Annotated in this window: 17 protein-coding genes; 9 read left to right on the top strand and 8 right to left on the bottom strand. The window is 71.6% G+C overall.

Going from position 1 to position 20,298, the window contains the following annotated elements; all coding sequences use genetic code 11:
• Positions 1 to 272: 272 nt before the first annotated feature.
• The 3 genes from HHL10_RS23875 (at position 273) to HHL10_RS23865 (ending at position 3,011) form a co-directional block, all read left to right on the top strand.
• A complete protein-coding gene (locus HHL10_RS23875) occupies positions 273 to 533 on the top strand; it encodes a hypothetical protein (protein WP_169162912.1) in 261 nt (86 codons plus the stop codon).
• A gap of 139 nt (positions 534 to 672) precedes the next feature.
• Complete coding sequence (locus HHL10_RS23870; RefSeq protein WP_169162911.1) at positions 673 to 876, top strand: hypothetical protein; 204 nt, start codon at positions 673 to 675, stop codon at positions 874 to 876.
• 128 nt (positions 877 to 1,004) lie between these two features.
• Positions 1,005 to 3,011 carry a S9 family peptidase gene (locus HHL10_RS23865; protein ID WP_169162910.1) on the top strand — a complete coding sequence of 669 codons (2,007 nt, stop codon included), beginning with the start codon at positions 1,005 to 1,007 and terminating at the stop codon, positions 3,009 to 3,011.
• 216 nt (positions 3,012 to 3,227) lie between these two features.
• On the opposite strand, the gene HHL10_RS23860 is transcribed toward HHL10_RS23865, so the two are convergent.
• The 8 genes from HHL10_RS23860 to HHL10_RS30710 all read right to left on the bottom strand — a co-directional run bounded on the left by HHL10_RS23860 (position 3,228) and on the right by HHL10_RS30710 (position 10,388).
• Positions 3,228 to 4,235: a patatin-like phospholipase family protein gene (locus tag HHL10_RS23860; protein WP_169162909.1), complete on the bottom strand. Its 1,008-nt coding sequence runs from the start codon at positions 4,233 to 4,235 to the stop codon at positions 3,228 to 3,230.
• A 49-nt stretch (positions 4,236 to 4,284) separates the two neighbouring features.
• Entirely contained in the window at positions 4,285 to 5,283 is a 999-nt protein-coding gene (locus HHL10_RS23855; protein ID WP_169162908.1) for an SDR family NAD(P)-dependent oxidoreductase, read from the bottom strand.
• Positions 5,284 to 5,288: 5 nt separating this feature from the next.
• On the bottom strand, positions 5,289 to 6,347 hold the full coding sequence (locus HHL10_RS23850) for an SDR family oxidoreductase (protein ID WP_169162907.1): 1,059 nt from the start codon (positions 6,345 to 6,347) through the stop codon (positions 5,289 to 5,291).
• A 122-nt stretch (positions 6,348 to 6,469) separates the two neighbouring features.
• Complete coding sequence (locus HHL10_RS23845; RefSeq protein ID WP_169162906.1) at positions 6,470 to 7,225, bottom strand: ZIP family metal transporter; 756 nt, start codon at positions 7,223 to 7,225, stop codon at positions 6,470 to 6,472.
• 93 nt (positions 7,226 to 7,318) lie between these two features.
• Entirely contained in the window at positions 7,319 to 7,738 is a 420-nt protein-coding gene (locus tag HHL10_RS23840; RefSeq protein WP_375138978.1) for a secondary thiamine-phosphate synthase enzyme YjbQ, read from the bottom strand.
• Positions 7,735 to 9,021 (bottom strand): sensor histidine kinase, encoded by a 1,287-nt coding sequence (locus tag HHL10_RS23835; protein WP_169162904.1) that lies wholly within the window; start codon positions 9,019 to 9,021, stop codon positions 7,735 to 7,737. The genes HHL10_RS23840 and HHL10_RS23835 overlap by 4 nt, the downstream gene beginning before the upstream one ends.
• A gap of 46 nt (positions 9,022 to 9,067) precedes the next feature.
• A complete protein-coding gene (locus tag HHL10_RS23830; protein WP_169162903.1) occupies positions 9,068 to 9,787 on the bottom strand; it encodes a winged helix-turn-helix domain-containing protein in 720 nt (239 codons plus the stop codon).
• 49 nt (positions 9,788 to 9,836) lie between these two features.
• Positions 9,837 to 10,388: a Spy/CpxP family protein refolding chaperone gene (locus tag HHL10_RS30710; protein WP_169162902.1), complete on the bottom strand. Its 552-nt coding sequence runs from the start codon at positions 10,386 to 10,388 to the stop codon at positions 9,837 to 9,839.
• Positions 10,389 to 11,586: 1,198 nt separating this feature from the next.
• On the opposite strand from HHL10_RS30710, the gene HHL10_RS23820 reads away from it, so the two are divergent.
• The 6 genes from HHL10_RS23820 (at position 11,587) to HHL10_RS23795 (ending at position 20,297) form a co-directional block, all read left to right on the top strand.
• Entirely contained in the window at positions 11,587 to 12,429 is an 843-nt protein-coding gene (locus tag HHL10_RS23820; protein WP_169162901.1) for a phosphate/phosphite/phosphonate ABC transporter substrate-binding protein, read from the top strand.
• Positions 12,426 to 14,834 (top strand): EAL domain-containing protein, encoded by a 2,409-nt coding sequence (locus tag HHL10_RS23815; protein WP_169162900.1) that lies wholly within the window; start codon positions 12,426 to 12,428, stop codon positions 14,832 to 14,834. The genes HHL10_RS23820 and HHL10_RS23815 overlap by 4 nt, the downstream gene beginning before the upstream one ends.
• Before the next feature lie 46 nt (positions 14,835 to 14,880).
• Positions 14,881 to 15,921 carry a zinc-binding dehydrogenase gene (locus HHL10_RS23810; protein ID WP_235971762.1) on the top strand — a complete coding sequence of 347 codons (1,041 nt, stop codon included), beginning with the start codon at positions 14,881 to 14,883 and terminating at the stop codon, positions 15,919 to 15,921.
• A 605-nt stretch (positions 15,922 to 16,526) separates the two neighbouring features.
• Positions 16,527 to 18,215 carry a fatty acyl-AMP ligase gene (locus tag HHL10_RS23805; RefSeq protein WP_259373287.1) on the top strand — a complete coding sequence of 563 codons (1,689 nt, stop codon included), beginning with the start codon at positions 16,527 to 16,529 and terminating at the stop codon, positions 18,213 to 18,215.
• A complete protein-coding gene (locus HHL10_RS23800) occupies positions 18,212 to 20,041 on the top strand; it encodes an acyl-CoA dehydrogenase family protein (RefSeq protein ID WP_169162898.1) in 1,830 nt (609 codons plus the stop codon). Before HHL10_RS23805 ends, HHL10_RS23800 begins: the two co-directional genes overlap by 4 nt.
• A complete protein-coding gene (locus HHL10_RS23795; protein ID WP_169162897.1) occupies positions 20,022 to 20,297 on the top strand; it encodes an acyl carrier protein in 276 nt (91 codons plus the stop codon). Before HHL10_RS23800 ends, HHL10_RS23795 begins: the two co-directional genes overlap by 20 nt.
• The last annotated feature ends 1 nt before the right edge of the window (position 20,298 follow it).

Raw genomic sequence — 20,298 nt, 5'->3', positions numbered from 1 at the left:
GCAGCGAGGCTGGCAGCAGCATGAGCTGGTCGGGCGCGTAGGGGCGGTAGCTGGTGGCCATCAAGTCAAAGCGCGGGTCGTGCCTTCGATTGTCCGCGACCCCGTTCTGCCGCCCACGCTCCTAGGCGCCGTGGCGGCGGGTTGCTTGAGATTTCGCAAGTCCGGTATCGGCCCGCAGCCGCGGCGTGTATCGCGATGTGAGCCATTGCTGCGCGGGAGCCCCCCTTGCCAGCCCTCCGGGGGGCACTTGTTTCCACTCCCAGGAGCTCGCGATGACGCAACAGCAGCAAGGCGGCAACCAGCAGCAGGGCAGCGACAACCCGCGCGGCACTGTGCCGCACAACGAGCCGCGCGGCGGCGCGCAGGCCCAGGCCACCGCGCCGGCCGCCGGCCAGCAGGACGGCACGCCCGACTCCGGCACTGACGCCTCGCGCGGCACGCCGGACGTGATGGGCCGCCAGGGCGGCGACCGCTCGGCCTCGAACCGGCCGGAGCTGGACGGGCAGGGGCAAGGCACGCAGCAGCGGCGCTGACCCGCCGCGCGGGGCCGTACCGGCCCCGCCGGCACCCGGATGGCCGGTACCTCCCAGGTTCGGCCCGGGCCACGCCGGGCCCCGGGCTTGCCTCCCCCCGGTGTACCGGCAAGGTCGCCGGCACGACCAGGAGACTTCCATGACGCAGCAAGACCGCAACCAGCAACAGGACCAGTCTCAGCAGCGTGGTCAGCAGCAGGACCAGTCCCAGCAGCGCGGCCAGCAGCAGGACCAGTCGCAAAACCGCAAGCAGCAGGATCAATCACAGGATCGCAGCCAGCAGCAGAGCCAGACGCAGGACCGCAGCCAGCAGCGCGATCAGCAGCGCGACCAGGAGCGCTGAGCGGCTTCGACTGACTTCTTTGCCCTGAAACCCGCCCGGCGTCCCTTCCGGGGCCACCGGGCGGGGCTCAGCCCTGCAACCCGCTGCCGTGACCGGCCGAGGCACGCGGCGATGCCCCAGCGTGTGCCATGCCCAGCGCCTCCTTCGAGGTCGAGGACCTCTGTCTCGAACAACGCATCGACGACCTCCACGCCGTGGGCGCTTCGGACACGGCCGTGTGCGCCGTCAAGCGCGTGGAGCGCGATGCCGACGCCTACCGCAGCACCCTGTGGCTGTTCCCGCTGGACGGCAGCGGCGAGCCGCGCCCGCTCACGGCCGGCACCAGCCAGGACCAGCAGCCGCGCTGGTCGCCCGACGGCCAGCGCATCGCCTTCACCTCCGACCGCGGCGGCGGCAACAGCCAGCTGTTCCTGATCGACCCCGGCGGCGGCGAGGCACGGCAGATCAGCTTCTTCAAGGGCGGCGTGTCGTCCTTCGAATGGAGCCCGGACGGCAAGAAGATGCTGCTCACCAGCATCGTCAACGTGGACCCCGAGGCGCGCGGCGCGCCTTCGGAGCTGGATCAGCCGCGCGACCCCGACGCGCCCGAGCTGGTGTGGCGGCTGCCGTACAAGCTCAATGGCGTGGGCTACCTGCTGGCCGAGCAGATCCACCTCTTCACCCTGGACGTGGACAGCGGCGAGGACCTGCGGCTCACCGAAGGCGCCTTCGAGGTGCGCGACGCCGCCTGGTCCCCGGACGGGCGGCGCATCGTCTACAGCCGCACCCGCGAGGAGCGCCTGGCGCACCGCACCGACCTCTGGACCGTCGATGCCGACGGCGCCAACGCGCGCCAGGTCACCCGCGAGCAGGCCAACGTCAGCACGCCGCAGTGGTCGCCCGACGGGCGCTGGATCGCCTTCAGCGGCAATCTCGACGACGGCGACGCGCAGATGCGGCTGTGGCTGCTGGAGGTGGACTCCGGCGCGGTCCGCCCGCTGGGCGAGGACGACGTGGAGGTCGTGCCCGGCTCCTGCCTGTGCTGGAGCCCGGACAGCCGGCAGCTGCGCGTGCTGCTGGCGCAGCGCGGGCGCCAGCATGCCGTCAGCCTCGGCGTGCCCGGCGGCGAGCGCCGCACGCTGGTGGACGGCGACCGCCAGCTCGGCGGCCTCGCGGTGGGGCGCTCCAAGCTGGCGTACATCTCCGAAACCGGCTGCTCGCCGCTGGAGCTGTATGCCTCGGACCTGGACGGCCGCCACGAGCAGCAGCTCAGCCGCTTCAACGCCTGGTGGCACGAGCGTGAGCCGCTGCAGGCGCAGGTGCGCCGCTTCGAGGTGCCCGACGGGCGGGGCGGCACCGAGCGCGTGGACGCCTGGCTGATCCAGGCCCGGGGCGCCCAGGGGCCGATGCCGCTGCTGGTGGACGTGCACGGCGGCCCGGCCAGCCATGCCGACCTGAGCTACCAGAACCACCCCTTCTGGCCGGTGCTGTGCGCGCGCGGCTGGCTGGTGGTGGTGCCCAACGCCGTGGGCTCGGCCAGCTACGGGCGCGAGTTCGCCGGACGGCTGCGCGGGCACTGGGGCGAGTTCGACCTGGCGCAGTACGAGGCGATCATCGGGCAGCTGCAGCGCGAGGGCCTGGCCGACGCGCGCGTGGCCATCACCGGCAGCTCCTACGGCGGCTACCTGGCGGCCTGGGCCATCGGCAAGAGCCGGCATTTCCGCGCCGCGGTGGTGTGCGCGCCGGTGACCAACCTGGAGACGCACTACGGCACCAGCGACAGCGGCTACTACAGCGACCCGTACGCCCTGTGCGGCGCGCCGCACATCGACCGCGACACCAGCCGCCGCCTGTCGCCCATGAAGCATGTGGAGCATGCGCGCACGCCCACGCTGATCCTGCAAGGCAAGGAAGACGAGCGCTGCCCCAAGTGCCAGGCCGAGGAGCTGTTCGTGAGCCTGATGTGCGCCACCCAGACGCCGTGCGAGATGGTGCTCTACCCCGGCGGCGACCACCACGTGCTCAAGGACGGCAAGCCCTCGCACCGGCTCGATGGCATCCGGCGCCTGGTGGAGTGGGTGCAGCGCTGGGTGGAGCAGCCGCTGGAGAAGAACGGCGAGCGCGATCCGGACGGGCAACGCAGCGATGGGGGATGAGGGCGGCGCGGCAGCGCAAGGCCGGTGTTCTTCTGGACCGCAAGGCCGAGACGCCTTGCATCCCCTCGCCCGCGAAGCGGGAGAGGGGCAGGGGTGAGGGTCCAGCCCTGCAATTGCGCTGCCGAGGCTGGGCCTCTTACTGTCAATAAGGAGTCAACAGTCTTCCCAATCAGCGGCATGGAAGTGATTGAGCCATCCACTCCCACTTGACAATCCCTAGTACCCTGCCCCTGTCTCTTCCGTTGCCGCCAGCGAGCCCACCAGTGCCGTCCGCGCCGTGGCCGTGCCCTGCTCGATGAGGGTTTCCAGCCGCTGCGGCGAGTAGTCGAACTCGCCGGAGATGCCGTCCTGCGGCAGCGGTGGGCGCGTGATGCGGACCCAGCGCTTCAGGTTCGGCAGCGGCGGCGGGACCAGCTTGTCGAGCTGCATCAGGTTCATGGCGCGGTGAGCCAGTTGCAGTCCGGACTGCGGCACTTCCGCCAGCGGCCGGGCGAAGGGCTCGATGCTGACGAGCTGCAGCGCCTCGCCCTCGCGCAGCCGGCCGCTGGCCTGCAGGCGCAGCAGCAGCGGCGGCAGCAGCGAGTCGCGCGTGATGTCGCCGTCCCAGTAGCGCTCGCCGTCGATCTCCACCGGCTCGAACAGCAGCGGGATGGCGCTGCTGGCCGCGAGCTGCGCCGCGCCCATCGGCGCCTCGTCGCTGTCGAACAGGCGCAGCGCGCCTGTCATCAGGTTCACCGCGCCGGCGGCCAGCAGCGGCTGCGTGGCCGCGACGCTGGCATAGCGGCCGACGAGGCGCTCCAGCAGCTGCCACATCGCGCCGCGGTCCATCAGCGGGTGCTCCAGGCGCTGCAGCGCCATCCAGGGCAGCCAGTGCAGCGGCTGGGCCCGGTACAGCCCGCGCGTGCCCAGCAGCCATCCGGTGAACACGCCGTTCCAGGCCCGCACCCGGGCAGCGTGCGCGGAGGAGCCCACCGGCATGCCGAAGAAGGGGAACGAGGGCGTGGCAATGGTGTGGCGCCACAGGTGCAGCAAGGCGTGGGTGCCGGCGTCGGCGCTGTGGAAGTGGCGTGCCGCCACCGCGGCGTTCACGGCGCCGATGGAGGTGCCGGCCAGGGCCACGATGCGGTCGCCACGGGCGCGCAGCCACGGCGCCACCGACTGCCACGCGCCACAACCGAAGGCACCCAGCGCACCGCCCCCCTGGAACACCACCACCGTCTTCATTCACCGCTCTCCAAGACCTTCAAGCCCATTGATCGATGCAGGGCCGCCCTCAGGCCCGGCCGCGGCGCCGGCTGCCCGTGAGCAGCCAGCCCGTCAGCAGGGCCACGGCGCCCACCGCCACGGTCGTGGCCGTCACGGCGCCGGCCTCGCGCCGCTCGCGCAGGCCCCAGGCGCCGTGCACGGCCGCGGGCAGCGGCTTGGACGTGAACAGCGCGCCGTCGTCGTCCGGCTGGCGCTCGCCCGACTGCAGGAAGAAACGCTCCGCCGCGCGCGCCGTGGCGCGGCCCGTGGTGTCGGGCGCCAGCGCGTAGGCCAGCGCGGCGGCGTTGTGCACGCCCGGGCGCAGCGCGCGGCGCGGGCGGCTCAGCAGGCCGACGATGTCCTCGGCCACGCGCTCCGGGTCCAGCACCGGTGGCACCGGGCGCAGCACGCGGCCGGTGTAGTTGGCCGAGCGGTGCGGGGTGGGCGTGTCCACGAAGCTGGGGTAGACGCCGCACACGGCGATGCCCTTGCCGGAAAGCTCGTCGCGCAGCGCGTCGGTGAAGCCGGCCACGCCGAACTTGCTGGCGGTGTAGCTGGCGGCCAGCGGCATGGGCACATGCCCGGCGATGGAGGCGATGTTGACGATCACGCCGCCCCCGGCGCGTCCGCGCATGTGCTGCAGCGCCGCGTGCGTGCCGTGCACCACGCCCAGCAGGTTGGTGCGGATCAGCCGCTCGTGCGCCTCGGCCGGGATGGCGTCGAACAGGCCCCAGAGGCTGGTGCCGGCGGCGTTGATCCAGGCGTCGATGCGCCCGAAGCGCTCGGCGGCCTGCTGCGCCAGCGCCTCCATGGCCGGCGCGTCGGCCACGTCGGCGGCCACGGTCAGCACCTCGGCGCCCAGGGCGCGGCAACGCTCGGCGGCGTCCGCCAGGGTGTCCTCGGCGCGCGCGTTGAGCACCAGCCGCGCACCCTGCTGCGCCAGGCGCTGGGCCGCGGCCAGGCCCATGCCGCTGGAGCCGCCGGTGATCACCACCACCGGCAGGTCGGGAAGCGTGGGGCGGGCCATGGTGTTCAACCGCGGCGCGGGGCCGCGGGGACCGAGGCGTCGTGCCGGCGCTCGCTGCCGCTGCGCAGCGCCTGCGCCAGCAGCCAGGCGCCGCCGGCCAGCGCGCCGTAGAACAGCCCGCCGAGCCCGCCCGCCGGCTCGGCCAGGCGGTTGTAGACGCTGGGATGGACGCGCTGCCCCGGATGCTGCCCCAGCGTGCGGCCGTGGCTGTCGCGCGAGGGGGTGTGGAGGTTGCCGTCGCTGCCGGGCGAGGCTTCGTCGCGCCACTGGCGCTCCACCAGCAGCGGCGCGGCCAGGTCCAGCAGCTGCGGCGCCACGCCCGCCGCCACGCTGTGCAGCGCGGCCACGCCGCCGACCTCCACGTCGCGCTGCGGATGCTGGGCCGCGCGCAGGATGGCGCGCGCCGCGTCGCCGGGCGCGTACAGCGGCGACACCAGCCGCGGGTGCCGCCCGGGCGGATGCGCGGCATGCTCGATCAGCGGCGTGGCGATGCACGCGGGCTTGACCAGCACCACCTCCAGCGGCGAGTGCTCGGCCTGCAGCTCCTGGCGCAGCCCGTCGGTGAAGCCCTTGATGGCGTGCTTGCTGGCGCTGTAGAAGGTCTGCAGCGGCACGGCATGGTCGGCCAGGATGCTGGCGAGGTTGATGAGCACCCCGCCGCTGCGGCGCATGCGCGCCGCCGCCGCGAGCGAGCCGTTGACGCTGCCCCAGAAGTTGGTCTCGAACAGGCGGCGCGCGCTGGGCTCGTCATGCGCGTCCAGCACCGAGCCGACCAGCCCCACGCCGGCGTTGTTGACCCAGGTATCGATGCGCCCGAAGCGTTCCATGGCCGCGTCCGCCACCGCCTCCACTTCTGAGCGAACGGCCACGTCGGCGGCCACGGGCAGCACGGTCGCGCCATGGTGGTCATGCAGGCGCTGCGCGATCTGCTGCAGCGCCTGGGCGTCGCGGGCCGTGATCACCAGCCGCGCCCCGGCCAGCGCCGCCTGCTCGGCCGTGGCCAGGCCGATGCCGCTGGAGGCGCCGGTGATGACGATGACTTGGTCAGAGAGGGTTTTGGCCATGGAAGGACACCTTTGAGGGCAGGGCGTGCCGGCGCGGCGGCCAGGCGAAAGGGAGCGGTCCCGCCTCACGGCAAGCGAGGTGCCGGGCGGGGCGGCGCCGGCCTCGGGCCGGAGTGCGCTGGTCAGTGGCTGAGCTTGCTCAGCGCGAAGGCGGCCAGGAAGCCCGCCACGGTGATCAGGCCGGCGAAGTCATGCGCCTGCTCGAAGGCCTCGGGGATCATGGTGTCCACCAGCATGGCCAGGATCGCGCCGGCGGCCACGGCGGTGGTGGCCGCGACCAACTCCGGCGAGCTGCCGGCGAACAGCACGAAGCCCGCCACCGCCGCCAGCCCGGAGGCCAGCGCGATGCCGCCCCACACGCCGAAGATGTAGCCCGCGCCGCGCCCGGCCTTCTTCATGCCGGCGGCGCTGGACAGCCCCTCGGGCAGGTTGGACAGGAAGATCGCCGCCACCGCCACGGTGCTGACCGCCCCGCCCTTGAGCAGGCTCAGCCCGATGACCATGGACTCCGGAATCCCGTCCAGCAGCGCACCCAGCGCGATGGACAGCCCGCTGCCCTCGTGCTGCTGCTCCGAGGCCTGCCGGCCCCCGGAGCACTTGCGGTGGCGCGCGCCGCGGTGCGCCAGCAGGTAGTTGGCGGCGGTGTAGACCGCGGCGCCGCCCACGAAGCCGAGCGCGGTCGAGTCCAGCCCGCCGCGGTTGAAGGCCTCGTCCATGAGCTCGAAGGACAGCGCCGAGATCAGCACGCCGCTGCCGAAGGCCATCACCGCCGCCACCAGGCGCGGCGGGATCTTCACCCGGTAGCCCACGGCCGCGCCCAGCACCAGCGCGCCGCCGGCCAGCAGGCCCCACAGGCCGGCTTGCAACCACTGGGGCATGGCGGTTCTCCTGGAGCGATGCGATGGCACCACACGGCAAGAGTGGTGCCGGCGAGGCGGCGCGGCCGCCGTGACGCGGCCCGGCGCGGCGCCTCAGCGCCCCAGCAGATGCAGCGCCAGCTCGCGCCGGTGCGCCCGCTGCCGGTGCTCCCACAGATAGATCCCCTGCCAGGTGCCCAGGGCCAGGCGGCCGTGCAGCAGCGGGATGGACAGCTGCGTGGCGGTGAGCGTCGAGCGCACGTGCGCGGGCATGTCGTCCGGGCCCTCGTCGCGGTGGCGGAACAGCGCGTCGCCGTCGGGCACCAGCCGCGCGAAGAAGCGCTCCAGGTCGCGCTGCACCTCGGGATCGGCGTTCTCCTGGATCAGCAGGCTGGCGGAGGTGTGGCGCACGAACAGGGTCAGCAGTCCCTCGCTGAAGCCCTGGGCCTGCGCCCAGTCGCGCACGCGGCGGGTGATGTCGATGAGCCCGCGGCCGGGCGTGTCGACGGCGAGCGTGGTGGTGGCCTGGTTCAGCATGCCGGCAATTCGAGCACGAAGCGGCTGCCGCCCCCGTCGCGCGGCTCGCAGCGCACGCTGCCGTCGTGGCGTTGCGCGATCTGGCGCACCAGGCTCAGGCCCAGCCCGATGCCGCCCTGCTGCTCGGCATGGCCGGGCAGCCGGAAGAAGGGCTCGAAGATGCGCTCGCGCATGTCCTCGGGCACGCCGGGGCCGCGGTCACACACCGCGGCGCGCAGCCGGGCGCCCTCGCGCTCCAGCTTCAGCAGCACCTCGTCGCCGCCGTAGCGGCGCGCGTTCTCCAGCAGGTTGCGCAGTGCGCGGCGCAGCAGCCGCTCCTCGCCCTGCACGCCGAAGGGGCCCGTGCCGGCCTCCAGTTCCGCACCCACGCGCGCGCATTCCTCGGCGGCCAGCGCCAGCAGGTCCGCCTCGCGCCGCTCCACGTCGGGCCGGGCGTCCAGGCGGCTGGCCAGCAGCACCTCCTCCACCAGCGCGTCGAGCTCGGCGATGTCGGCGTGGATCTCGGCCTGCAGCTCCGGCTGCTGGCCGGGTGACGCCGTCTCCAGCAGCGACACCGCCATCTTCAGCCGCGCCAGCGGCGAGCGCAGCTCGTGGCTGGCGTTGGCCAGCAGCGACTGGTGCGAGCGCAACAGCGTCTCGATGCGCTCGGCGGCGCGGTTGAAGCTGCGCGCCAGCGCGGCGACCTCGTCGCGCCCGCTGTCGTCCACGCGGTGCGCCAGGGCGCCGGCGCCGAAGCGCTCGACGCCGGCCTGCAGCGCCTCCAGGCGCCGCGTCAGGCGCCGCACCACCGGGTAGGCGCCGGCGGCCACCGCCACGAACAGCAGCACCAGCACCGCCAGCAGCCCGGTGCCGCGCAGCCACGGCGGCGGGGGCGGCGGCCCGTGGCGGCCACCGAGGCCGCGCGGCGGGCGCGCCAGCCACAGCGTGCGGCCGTCGTCGAGCTGGATGGGCAGCACCCGGGCATCGGGCTCCTGCGCGCGGCGCCCGAAGCTCTCGGCCTCGCCCAGGCGCCGGCCCTGCGCGTCGTCCAGCGCCAGCGGCACGCGCAACCGCTCCGACCACTCGCGCAGGCCCTGCGCCTGCTCCTCGGCCGGCGCCTGCGGCGGGGGCAGGGCGTGCTGCAGCAGCTCGCCCCAGGCGTTGAGCCGATCGACGGCGGCGGCGTCGAAGCGGCCGCGCTCCTGCGCCATCTGCTGCTGGAACACCCAGCCCGAGCCCAGCGCGAACAGCGCCAGCACCGCCACCACGGTGAGCCAGACGCGGAGGTAGAGGGATTTCATGAAAGGCTGCCCCGCTCGGGGGCCGGGGGATGCGCGCTCGCGCGCGTCACGGGGCGGCGTCCTGGCCCGGGTCGTCCGGGCGCCGCGCGAACAGGTAGCCCACGCCGCGCACGGTCAGCACGCGGCGCGGGTTGCGCGGGTCGTCCTCGATCAGGGCGCGGATGCGCGAGACATGCACGTCGATGGAGCGGTCGAAGGCTTCCTGGGCGTGGCCCTTGAGCGCGTCCATGATCTGGTCGCGCGTCATGACGCGCCCGGCATGCTGGGCCAGCACCCGCAGCAGCTCGAACTGGTGCGCCGTGAGATCGACCTCGCGGCCGTCCAGCCGCGCCTTGCGCGCGCCCAGGTCGATCTCCAGCCGGCCGAAGCGCAGCGTCTCGTCCTCGGGCGCGCCCGGCGCGGCGCGGCGCAGCAGCGCCTTCAGGCGCGCCAGCAGCTCGCGCGGCTCGAAGGGCTTGCTCAGGTAGTCGTCCGCGCCCAGCTCCAGGCCGACGATGCGGTCCAGCGGCTCGCCGCGCGCGGTGAGCATCAGCAGCGGCAGCCGCCGGGTGCGGCTGTCGGCGCGCAGCGCGCGGGTGAGGTCCAGCCCGTCGCCGTCGGGCAGCATCAGGTCCAGCACCAGCGCATCGAAGCTCTCAAGCTGCAGCCGGCGCCGGCCCTCGGCCAGGGTGCCGGCCACCTCGATCGCGAAGCCCGCGGCGCGGAGGTAGTCGGCCACCATGGCGCTCAGGCGGGCATCGTCGTCGATCAGCAGCAGTCGGGGCATGTCGGAGGCGCTGGGGCTCTGCAATGAAGAGCGCGACAGCATAGCCCCCTCAACGCGGGTGTCCGCCACGCTCGCCGCCGCGCGCGGCGCGCTGGCGCATCTGCTCGGCCAGCTGCGCGCGCTGCTGCGGCGTCAGCACGTTGGCCACCTCCAGCAGCGTGCGGGTCCAGCGCTGCGAGGCCTGGTCATGTTGCGCCAGCATCTGCTGGCGCAGCTGCTCGACGGCCTGGGTGTCGATGGTGGGCTGCGCCAGCAGCGCCAGGCCCTGCTCGCGCAGCTGCTGCCGCGCGGGCGCCTGGGTGCGCATCTCGGCCTTGGCCGCGTCCAGGATGGCGCGGATCTTGGTGCGCTGCTCCGCAGTGGCATCGACCCGGTCGAGCATGCGCTCCAGGTGGCGGCCATGCATCGGCCCGCCATGCATCGGCCCGCCGTGCATGTGCATGCCCGGCGGCGGGGCGGACGGGGCGGCGGGCGGCGTGGTCTGGGCCAGCGCGATGCCGCTGAGGGTGCCCAGCGCCAGCAGCGCGGCGGCGGCGCGCCGGCGCAGCGGCGAGCGGCGGGCGGTGGCGGAAGGCATGGCAAGTTCAGGCTTGGTCGTCACGGTGAGCTCCACGGGTTGGGAGCCTGAAGCTTCCGAGCCGCGCTTTGCCTGGGCGTGTGGGCCGCGTTAAGAAGCGTGAAGCTTCTTCTCGCAAGGCCGGGCGGGTGGCGCCGGACGGGTTGCGCTCGATGCCGCAAAAGAATCATCAAACCCTGGGCTCAATCTATCTCGGTAAATGCAATATTTACTTGCGATACTGATTTCAAAAGATCGACAAAAGTATCAAGGCGCCGATAAAACATGCCCGTCGTACCGGCCACTTATGGGTTCAAGGTATTTTTCTCTGTTCCTGTTGCCTTGCTGGTGTGTTCGTGCCGGCCTTTGAAAGGGCGGGCTCGGGCGGAATTGGCCATGAATTCATGCCAAGGCCGGTACAGGAACGAATACATCGGGCTTCCGTCACGCCGGACAGGTTGCGCCAAACCTGCCGCAGCCCGACCAGGGGCCCGTCTGCTGCTCATGGGGCAGCGATCGGGGCGCCTGGGGAAATGGCCGTGAACGGTGCGCACAGGGATGTCCCGAGTCTTCGGATCAGGCTTGCGGCAGCGCCCGCGAAACCGTGTTCCACCGGCGCATCGGATCAGCGACAACGCGGTAGTCCGGGGCAGGCCACGGTCGCGCCGGAAATGCCGCTCAGCCGTTTGCTGATTCATGCGCCGCGTCCGGGCCGAGTTCCGCGCATCGCGTGGGCGGCATCAGGCGCGGCAACGGGCGTGGGCCATGAGGACGGCATGCGCATGGCGGGCAGGAAAGGAGTTTCCTGGCCGCCGGAAACTCCTTTTCGCGTGGTTTGGGCCCGGTTTCCGGCCACGGCTTCTGCACTGCCGGCGAACCCTGGGTCGCTGTCCTGCCTGGCAAGCGTCGGGTTTTCCGGGGAAAGCCGCGAGGGATGAACGAGACGGGCAGGGAAGTTGCCAGCGATATCCGCAGACGGTGCGGCGCGTGTCGCGGCGCTGTGGCTCCGCCGTGGAGCGGGCAACGCGCACCGCCCGCTGTTGATCCGGGTTACTACCTAAAGTCTTGCGGTTTGAACAGAACCCAAAAACCACGGCCTCTGCCGTGCGGGCTTGAGCTGTGTCAGGTATCACGGTGTAACCCGTGTCGAGAATGCCTCGCCAGCTTGGGGAAGCGAGAATGCGCAGGACGTGTTCGCCATCCAGGCGGGGTCTTGTATACCGAGCCGAGCGGCTTTCAAACCATGCGCGCCCTATTGATGTTCCTCACCAGCCTGGTGCTCGGCCTGTCTCCCGCGGTGCATGCGGCGGGGGAACGACCCTTGACGCTGGGCGTGGTGCCCTACCTGAGCGCGCGCGCCATCGTGCAGCTGTATCGGCCGCTGGAGGATCAACTGGAGCGCAATCTGCAGCGTCCGGTGCGGCTGGTGACGGCGCCGGACTACTTCACGTTCCTCGACAAGACCGCCAAGCGCGAGTACGACCTGATCGCCACCTCGCCCGCCTTCGGGCGCCTGGCGCAACTGGACACGGGCTATGTGCCGCTGCTGCGCCCGGTGAACTCGCTGGAGGTGCTGCTGGTCACGCTCAGCGACAGCCGCATCCAGGAGCTGCCGCAGCTGCGCGGCCAGACGGTGGCCACCACCGATGCGCTGGCCACGCTGACCCTGGCGGGCCAGCGCGGCTTGAAGGACAAGGGCCTGGTGCCCGGGCGCGACGTGACGGTGCGCCCCACCAACAGCCATGCCAACTCGCTGGCCGCGATGCAGCGCGGTGACGCGGTGGCGGCCATCACCTCGGCCACGGCGCTCAAGCAGCTGGGCCAGGCCGCCGGGGCGCCGGTGCGGGTGCTGGCGCAACTGGGCGTGACCACGCCGCTGCTGTACCTGGTGAGCCCGGCGCTGTCCAACGGCGAGGTCGAGACACTGCGCCGCACGATGATGGAGTTCGCCAACGGCACCGACGCCGGGCGCAAGTTCGTCAACGAGCTGGGCCATGGCGGCCTGGCACCGGTGTCGCCGAAGGACATGGCGAGCCTGGACCCCCTGGTGAGCGACCTGCGCGCGCAACTGGAGAGCACGCGTTGAACCGCCTGCGCGAACTGCTGCGTTCGCTGTCGGCGCGGATCATCCTGGCGTGCATGCTGCTGGAGGTGGCCGTCCTGGGCCTGCTGGTGCTCAGCGGCGCGCAGCTCATGGACAACGCGCTGCGCACGCAGGCCGAGCTGCGCGTGGAGCAGTCCAAGCCGATGCTCAATGCGGCGCTGGCCGCGCCGCTGGCGCAGGAGGACATCGTCACGCTGCAGGAGATCCTGCGCGAGAGCCGCAGCGCCCAGGCCATCGCCTACCTGGTGCTGCTGGACGAGGACGGCAAGCCCATCGCCAGCGAGGGCTGGGACATGCAGCGGCGGCTGCCGCCGGTGGACAGCGTGCTGCGGCTGGACCTGGAGGACGGCTTCTTCGACGTGGACATGCCCATCGAGCTGGCCGGCCAGACCTACGGGCGGCTGCAGTTCGGCATCGCGCTGCACGAGCTGCGCGCCACGGCGCGGCGCCTGGTGGCGCAGAACGTGCTGATCGGCATGGCCGCGATCCTGGCCTCGCTGCTGCTGCTGGTGGCCGTGGGGCGCTGGCTGACGCGGCCGCTCAAGGAGCTCACCGGCGCGGCGCAGCGCATTGCCGAGGGCGAGTTCGCCGTGCGGCTGCGCGTCAACAGCGGCGACGAGGTGGGCACGCTCACGCGCGCGTTCAACACCATGGCCGGCGCCATCGCCGAGCGCATGCAGGCGCTGCAGGAGGCGCATGCGCTGCAGGAGTGCTACCTGGACCAGTCGCGCGCCGAGCACGCGCGGCTGGCGGCACTGCTGTCGGCCATGACCATCGGCATCCTGTTCGTGGACGAGCAGGACTGCATCGTCTACCACAACCCCGCGCTGTGCCGGCTGCTGGGCATCGACGTCGACGCCGAGCTCGACGGCCACGCCGTGCAGGCGCTGGCCCGGCTGGCCCATCCCCGCGGCGTGGCGCCCGACTGCTTCAGCAGCAGCGAGGGCGCGCAGGGCGCGCAGGAGCTGCTGCTGACCGACGGCACCGTGCTCACGCGCTCGCACCACCCGGTGCGCAACGAGGACGGGCATCCCATCGGGCGGCTGTGGATCGTGGCCGACGTCACCACCGAGCGCCGCACGGCGCAGCAGTTGGTCTACCTGGCCGAGCGTGACCCGCTCACGGGCCTCTACAACCGCCGCTCCTTCCAGAACGAGCTCAACCGCCGGCTGGCGCATGCCGGGCGCCAGGGCACGCAGGTGGCGCTGCTGCTGTTCGACCTGGACGAGTTCAAACTCATCAACGACCGCTATGGCCACCAAGCCGGCGACAAGGTGCTGATCCAGGTCGCCGCGGAGGTGGGCGCGCTGGTGCGGCGCAGCGAGTTCTTCGTGCGCCTGGGCGGCGACGAGTTCGCGCTGATCTGCGAGCCCGAGGGGCCCGAGACGCTGCAGGCGCTGTGCGACCGGCTGGTGCAGGCCATCGCGCGGCTGCCGGTGGCCTTCCGCGGCCAGAGCCTGCGCCTGACCTCCAGCCTAGGCGTGGCGCTGTTCCCGGAGCATGCCGACAACCCCGACGAGCTGGTGGCGCGCGCCGATGCCGCCATGTACCAGGCCAAGGAGGCCGGCAAGAACGGCTGGCAGCTCTACGACCGCGACCGCGACGGCACCGACGAGAAGCTCGCGCGCATCGGCTGGAACGAGCGGCTGCGCCGCGCGCTGGACCAGGAGCAGTTCGTGCCCGTGTTCCAGGGCGTGTACGACGCCCAGGACGGCACGCTGCAGCACTACGAGCTGCTGCTGCGGCTGCGCGACGAGGCCGACCCCTCGCGGCTGATCACGCCGGGGCAGTTCATTCCGCATGCCGAGCGCAGCGGGCTGATCCGCGAGATCGACCGCTGGGTGGTGAGCCGCGCCATCGCCACGCTGGCGGCCCGGCCGACGCTGCCGGCCATCGCCGTCAACATCTCCGGCCGCTCCTTCGACGATCCGGCGCTGCCGCGCCACATCGAGAACGAGCTGAAGCGTCACGGCGTGGAGTCGCACCGGCTGCTGGTGGAGCTGACCGAGACGGCGGCGGTGGGCGATCTCAGCGACGCGCAGCGCCTCATCACGGTGCTGCACGGCCTGGGCTGCCGCGTGTGCCTGGACGACTTCGGCAGCGGCTTCGCCTCCTTCGCCTACATGAAGCACCTGCCCGCGGACGTGCTCAAGATCGACGGCCTGTTCGTGCGCAACCTGGCGCGCGACCGCAACGACCTGGTGTTCGTGCGCGCCATCGTGGACGTGGCCAAGGGGCTGAACAAGACCACCATCGCCGAGATGGTCGAGGACCAGGAGACGCTGGCGCTGCTGCGCGGCGTGGGCGTGGACCAGGTGCAGGGCTACCACTTCGGCCGCCCGCAGGAGCTGCACGACTGCATGGCCGAAACCGGCGTGGCGGTGTGAGCGCGCCGCTCACCCCGCCTCACCCAACGAAGAACAGGAGCGGGACATGGAGACGATGAGGGCGGCCTATCTCACGGGCCATGGCGGCAACGAGGTGGTGTGCGTGGGCCCGCGCCCGCGCCCCGTGCGCGCGCCGGGCGAGGTGCTGGTGCGCATGCGCGCGGCCACGCTCAACCGCGTGGACCTGTACATGCGCGACAGCGGCGCGGGCATCACGCACCGGCTGCCGCAGATCATGGGCATCGACGGCGCCGGCACGGTGGAGGAGGCCGACGCCGACGAGCCGCTGCTGCAGGTGGGCCAGCGCGTGCTGCTGCATCCGGGCATCAGTTGCGGACGCTGCGAGTTCTGCGCCCGCGGCGAGGGCGTGTTGTGCGGGACGGTGTCCTACCTGGGCGAGCACCGCGACGGCACGCTGGCGCAGTACGTCAGCCTGCCCGCGCGCAACGTGTTCCCGATGCCGGAGGGCTTCAGCTTCGAGGAGGCCGCCGCGCTGGGCGTGAACCACCTCACGGCCTGGCGCATGCTGTTCAGCAAGGCGCGGCTGCAGCCGTGGGAGACGGTGCTGATCTTCGGCATCGGCGGCGGCGTGTCGCTGGCGGCGCTGCAGCTGGCGAAGTGGGCCGGCGCGCACGCCATCGTCACCTCGCGCGACGATGCCAAGCTCGAACGAGCGCTGGCGATGGGCGCCGACCAAGCCATCAACGGCGCGCGCGAGGACGTGGCCAAGGCGGTGCTCAAGCTCACCGGCGGGCGCGGCGTGGACGTGGTGATCGAGAACGTGGGCGCGGCGGTGTGGGGCAGCGCGATGCGCGCGGTGGTGCGTGGCGGCCGCATCGTCACCTGCGGTGCCACCAGTGGCGACCAGCCGCCGGCCGACCTGCGCCGTATTTTCATTCGCCAACTAAATATATTGGGCTCCACCCTGGGCGATTTGCACGAGATGAATGCGCTGCTGCGGGCCTGCGCCGGCGGCGCAATCCGGCCCGTGATCGATTCCAGCTGGACGCTTGATGAATTGCCTGCCGCCTTGGACCGTCTGGAAGCGGGCGCGCAGTTTGGAAAGGTGGCTGTTCGCCTGGAATGAGCACCCGTCGTCGCGGGCTGGCGTTGCCGGATCAGGAATGGCGGGCTGCCCCGGCTTATTACAGACAGGCTGCGGCGCGACTCAACCAAAGCGCAGCGCCGTGCATAGTTCGCCTTCTTGCCAAGTCCTTGGCGGCGCAGGGCGTTGATGCAGGTCACAGTGACGCTGTGAAGCAACAAAGCGGCCATATCACACGTTTTCATTGTTGTAACATCTGCTATCGTTTGGGTTAACAGAGGTTTCACGTATGGCGTGGGCCTCCCCGACAGAGCCGAAGCGGTTTCACGGTTGAGTTGCTGCCCATCTGGTCCGGAGATTTCCGGGGCGGATCGGCTGCGCCTGTTTGGACTGATTTTCTGCGCCGTGTGAGCTTCGAAAAAAAGTTGGCTTGACATTCCTGCTTGACAGTTTCGCCGGGACTGTGCTCGCCCCTTTGGAACGCAGGGGTGCCGCCCCGCGTTTGTTTCAGGCATGTGCGGACTCGATGGCGGCCTTTAATTTGGCAGGCCAACTTCGTTGAATTTGGGTGTTCGAGAAGAAGTAATGGGCGGTGAATTTGTGCGTGACTTTGCGAGGAATGGCCTGTGACAACAGTAAATCCAGAAATGCGTGATTTCGTCCGCATTGTGCGGGCATGGGCCGAAACTTATCCGGAGCGCTTGGCCTGCAGCATGGCCGGTGACCAGCCCGGCCGCGAAACCTACCTCAGCTATGCCGAGCTCGATGCCGCGGCGCGCCGGCTGGGCTCGGAGCTGCTGGAGCGCGGGCTCCAGGGCGAGCGGGCCGTGCTGCTGCTGCAGCCGGGACTGAGCTACGTGATCGCGCTGTTCGGCTGCTGGTATGCCGGCGTCACGGCGGTGCCGGTGTATGCGCCGCGACAGAACTCCTCCATCGAGCGCGTGCGCGTGATCCAGGAAAACGCGCAGGCCCGGGTGATCATCTCCACGGCCCAGGGCTTTGTCGGGCTGGAGGACGGTCTGGCGGCGTCCGTGCAGCGGCTGGACATCGATGCGCTGACGCCGGGTAGCGAGGCGCAATGGCGCATGCCCGACATCGGCGAGGACACGCTGGCGGTGCTGCAGTACACCTCCGGCTCCACCGGGCAGCCCAAGGGCGTGCAGCTGCGCCACCGCCACCTGGTGGAGAACTGCCGGATCATTTCCGCCGTGCTGGAAGCCACGCCCGAGGACGTGGGCGTGTTCTGGATTCCGCCGTACCACGACATGGGGCTCATCGGCGGCATCCTGCACTGCATCTACGGCCGCTTCCCGGTGCATCTGATGGCGCCGGCGATGTTCCTGCAGCGGCCCATGCGCTGGCTCGAGGCCATCAGCCGCCACCGCGGCACGATCACCGCCGCGCCCAACTTCGCCTATGACCTGTGCGTGCGCCGGGCCCGCCCGGACCAGATCGCGCAGTTCGACCTGTCGTCGTGGCGCGTGGCCGTCAACGGCGCCGAGCCGGTGCGCGCCGACACGCTGCGCCGCTTTGCCGAGACCTTCGCGCCGGCGCGCTTCGACATCCGCACCTTCTATCCCAGCTTCGGCATGGCCGAGACCACGCTGCTGGTGACCGGCGGGTCCTATACCCGGCGCTCCCACTCGATGCTGGCCGACCGCGAGGGCATGGCCACCGGGCGGGTCATTGCGGTGGAGCAGGACGGCGTGGAGCTGGTGTCCAGCGGGCGTCGCGGGCCGGGCGTGGACATCGCCATCGTGGACCCGGTGAGCCTGCAGCGCTGCGAGCCGGGCAAGGTGGGCGAGATCTGGATCAGCGGCGCCACGGTGGCCGACGGCTACTGGCAGCGCCCCGATGCCACGCAGGAAACCTTTGGCGGGCGGCTGGCCGGCAGCGACGCCAACTGGCTGCGCACCGGCGACCTGGGCGTGCTGCACGAGGACGAGCTCATCGTCACCGGCCGCATCAAGGACCTCATCATCATTCGCGGCAGCAACCACTACCCGCACGACATCGAGGCCACGGCGCTGGCGGCGCACCCGGCGCTGCGCCCCAACGGCGCGGCGGCCTTCGCCCTGGAGACGGCCGACGGCGAGGGGCTGGGCCTGGTGCTGGAGATGGATCGCGGCACCGATGCCGAGGACCGCGCCCAGGCCCGCACCGCGGTGCTCGACGCCGTCTCGCGCGACCACCAACTGCAAGTCGCGCAACTGGTGTTCGTCAAGGCCAACTCCATTCCCAAGACCTCCAGCGGCAAGGTGCAGCGGGGGCGCACGCGCGAGCGCCTGCTCGCCGGCGAGCTGATTGTTCTCAACGAAGAGGAGGTAGCAGCGTGAGTCAAGCCGATAGACAAGACCAGGCAGCCGCAGAGCTGCCGCTGCAGTACGGCCCCGCGCTGGCGCTGGAGCGCGCCCTGGGCGACCCCGGCCATCCCGACAACACCTGGTCGTGGCGCAACACGATGGCGCTGGACGAGGCCGATGCCTTTCCCGAGGAGGCCGTCGCGTTCCTGCTCGGCCTCAACGTGCATGCCGCCTACGTGCCCAGGGCGCTGGGCGGCGAGGGCGGCTCCAGCGAGGCCTTCGTGGCGATCGGGCGCGCGCTGGCCCGGCGCAGCATGTCGGCGTCGGTGAGCTTCAGCACCATGCTGTGGACCGTGCTGGCGTGGATCGGCGCCGAGCCCGAGCAGAAGGAGGCCATCGCCGGCTGGGTGCTCAACCAGGGCAACTTCCCGTGCCTGGCCTACTCGGAAGAGCACCATGGCGCCGACCTGGTGGCCAACGAGCTCACCGCGCGCCGGCTGCCCGATGGCCGTTACGTGCTCAACGGCGAGAAGTGGCCCATCAACCGCGCCACGCGCGGCGGCTCCCTGGTGATGCTCGCGCGCACCGACGACTCGCCGAGCCTGCGCAACCACTCGCTGTTCATCATCAACAAGGCCGACCTGCCCGGGCAGCGCTACTACAACCTGCCGCGCGTGAAGATGCACGGCCTGCGCGGCTGCGACATCAGCGGCATCGGCTTCCGCGACTGTCCGGTGCCCGCCAGTGCGCGCATCGGAGCCGAGGGCCATGGCCTGGAGCTCGCGCTCAAGGGCTTCCAGATCACGCGCACCTTCTGCACCGCGCTGTCGCTGGGCGTGGGCGACAGCATGCTGCGCCTGGTCACCGACTTCGCCGCCGAGCGCAAGCTCTACGGCGGCACCGTGCTGCAGCTGCCCCACACGCGCGACGTGCTGGCCAACTCGTACCTGTCGCTGCTGCTGGCCGAGTGCGTGTCCATGGTCAGCGCGCGCGGGCTGCACCTGTTCCCGGCGCAGTTCTCGGCCTGGTCCTCGGTGGCCAAGGTCCAGGCCACGTACCTGGTGGACCATGCCGGCAAGGAGCTCGCCGCGGTGCTGGGCGCGCGCTACTTCATGCGCGAGCGCCATGCCGAGGGCATGTTCCAGAAGTTCCTGCGCGACGGCGCGGTGGTTTCCGTGTTCGACGGCAGCAGCACCGTGTGCCTGGACAGCCTGGCCACGCTGCTGCCCTCGCTGGTCAAGGGCCGCGCCGCGGCCGAGCCCGAGGACACCAGCGCGCTGTACGACCTGAGCCAGCCGCTGCCGGCCATGCCCTACGAGCGCCTGAACCTGTTCGGCCGCGGCCGCGACGCGGTGATGGAGAGCCTGCCGGGCCTGCTGCGCAAGCTGCAGGAGCTGCAGCCCTCGCCGGCCTGCGGCGCCGCCGCGCTGGAGGCGCTGCGCGCCGCGGCCGCGGGCCTGCAGGCGCGCGTGGGCGCGCTCGACGCTGCGGTGCTGGCCGAGCCCGCGCGCTCCGGCCAGCGCAACAGCGCGCGGCAGTTCGCCCTGGCGCAGCGCTACTGCGAGTTGCATGCCGCGGTCTCGGCGCTGGGCGTGTGGCTGCACAACCGCGAGGCGCTGGGCGACTTCTTCGCCGCCGGGCAGTGGCTGCTGGCCGCACTGCGCCGCGGCGGGGCCACGCACTTCGAGTGCGGCGAGCTCGATCCGCAGCTCACCGAGGCGTTGATGGCGCAACTGGAGCGCCAGCACCGCGAGCACCACATGTTCTCCCTGCTGAGCTGGCCGCTGGCCGAGCGCGGCAGCTCCCAATCCCTCCAACCCCTCTTCGAGATCCGCAACCATGAGCACCAATTCGCCTGACCTGTCCGACCTGCAGCAGCTGCTGGTGAAGCTGCTGGCCCGCGAGCTTCGGCTGGCGCCCGAGGCGGTGGAGGCCGACAAGCCCTTCACGCAGTACGGGCTGGACTCCATCGCCGCGCTGACCATCGCCGGCGACCTCGAAGAGGAGCTGTCCATCGAGCTGGAGTCCACCGTGCTGTGGGACTGCCCGACCGTGACCGCCCTGGCCCAGCACCTGAGCGGGTTGCTGCGCGAGCGCGAACCGATGCTCGGCTGAG

The sequence above is a fragment of the Azohydromonas caseinilytica genome, from assembly GCF_012927045.1.
Taxonomy (GTDB): domain Bacteria; phylum Pseudomonadota; class Gammaproteobacteria; order Burkholderiales; family Burkholderiaceae_C; genus Azohydromonas; species Azohydromonas caseinilytica.
This window is presented reverse-complemented; position numbering and strand designations above follow the sequence as displayed.

What these genes read in the sequence shown, in the direction of transcription:
- HHL10_RS23820 (WP_169162901.1), top strand. Translation starts at nt 11,587, where the DNA reads ATGCGCGCCCTATTGATGTTCCTCACCAGCCTGGTGCTCGGCCTGTCT.
- HHL10_RS23795 (WP_169162897.1), top strand. Translation starts at nt 20,022, where the DNA reads ATGAGCACCAATTCGCCTGACCTGTCCGACCTGCAGCAGCTGCTGGTG.
- HHL10_RS23805 (WP_259373287.1), top strand. Translation starts at nt 16,527, where the DNA reads ATGCGTGATTTCGTCCGCATTGTGCGGGCATGGGCCGAAACTTATCCG.
- HHL10_RS23835 (WP_169162904.1), bottom strand. Translation starts at nt 9,021, where the DNA reads ATGAAATCCCTCTACCTCCGCGTCTGGCTCACCGTGGTGGCGGTGCTG.
- HHL10_RS23850 (WP_169162907.1), bottom strand. Translation starts at nt 6,347, where the DNA reads ATGGCCAAAACCCTCTCTGACCAAGTCATCGTCATCACCGGCGCCTCC.
- HHL10_RS23870 (WP_169162911.1), top strand. Translation starts at nt 673, where the DNA reads ATGACGCAGCAAGACCGCAACCAGCAACAGGACCAGTCTCAGCAGCGT.
- HHL10_RS23810 (WP_235971762.1), top strand. Translation starts at nt 14,881, where the DNA reads ATGGAGACGATGAGGGCGGCCTATCTCACGGGCCATGGCGGCAACGAG.
- HHL10_RS23855 (WP_169162908.1), bottom strand. Translation starts at nt 5,283, where the DNA reads ATGGCCCGCCCCACGCTTCCCGACCTGCCGGTGGTGGTGATCACCGGC.
- HHL10_RS23830 (WP_169162903.1), bottom strand. Translation starts at nt 9,787, where the DNA reads ATGCCCCGACTGCTGCTGATCGACGACGATGCCCGCCTGAGCGCCATG.
- HHL10_RS23865 (WP_169162910.1), top strand. Translation starts at nt 1,005, where the DNA reads ATGCCCAGCGCCTCCTTCGAGGTCGAGGACCTCTGTCTCGAACAACGC.
- HHL10_RS23860 (WP_169162909.1), bottom strand. Translation starts at nt 4,235, where the DNA reads ATGAAGACGGTGGTGGTGTTCCAGGGGGGCGGTGCGCTGGGTGCCTTC.
- HHL10_RS23845 (WP_169162906.1), bottom strand. Translation starts at nt 7,225, where the DNA reads ATGCCCCAGTGGTTGCAAGCCGGCCTGTGGGGCCTGCTGGCCGGCGGC.
- HHL10_RS23875 (WP_169162912.1), top strand. Translation starts at nt 273, where the DNA reads ATGACGCAACAGCAGCAAGGCGGCAACCAGCAGCAGGGCAGCGACAAC.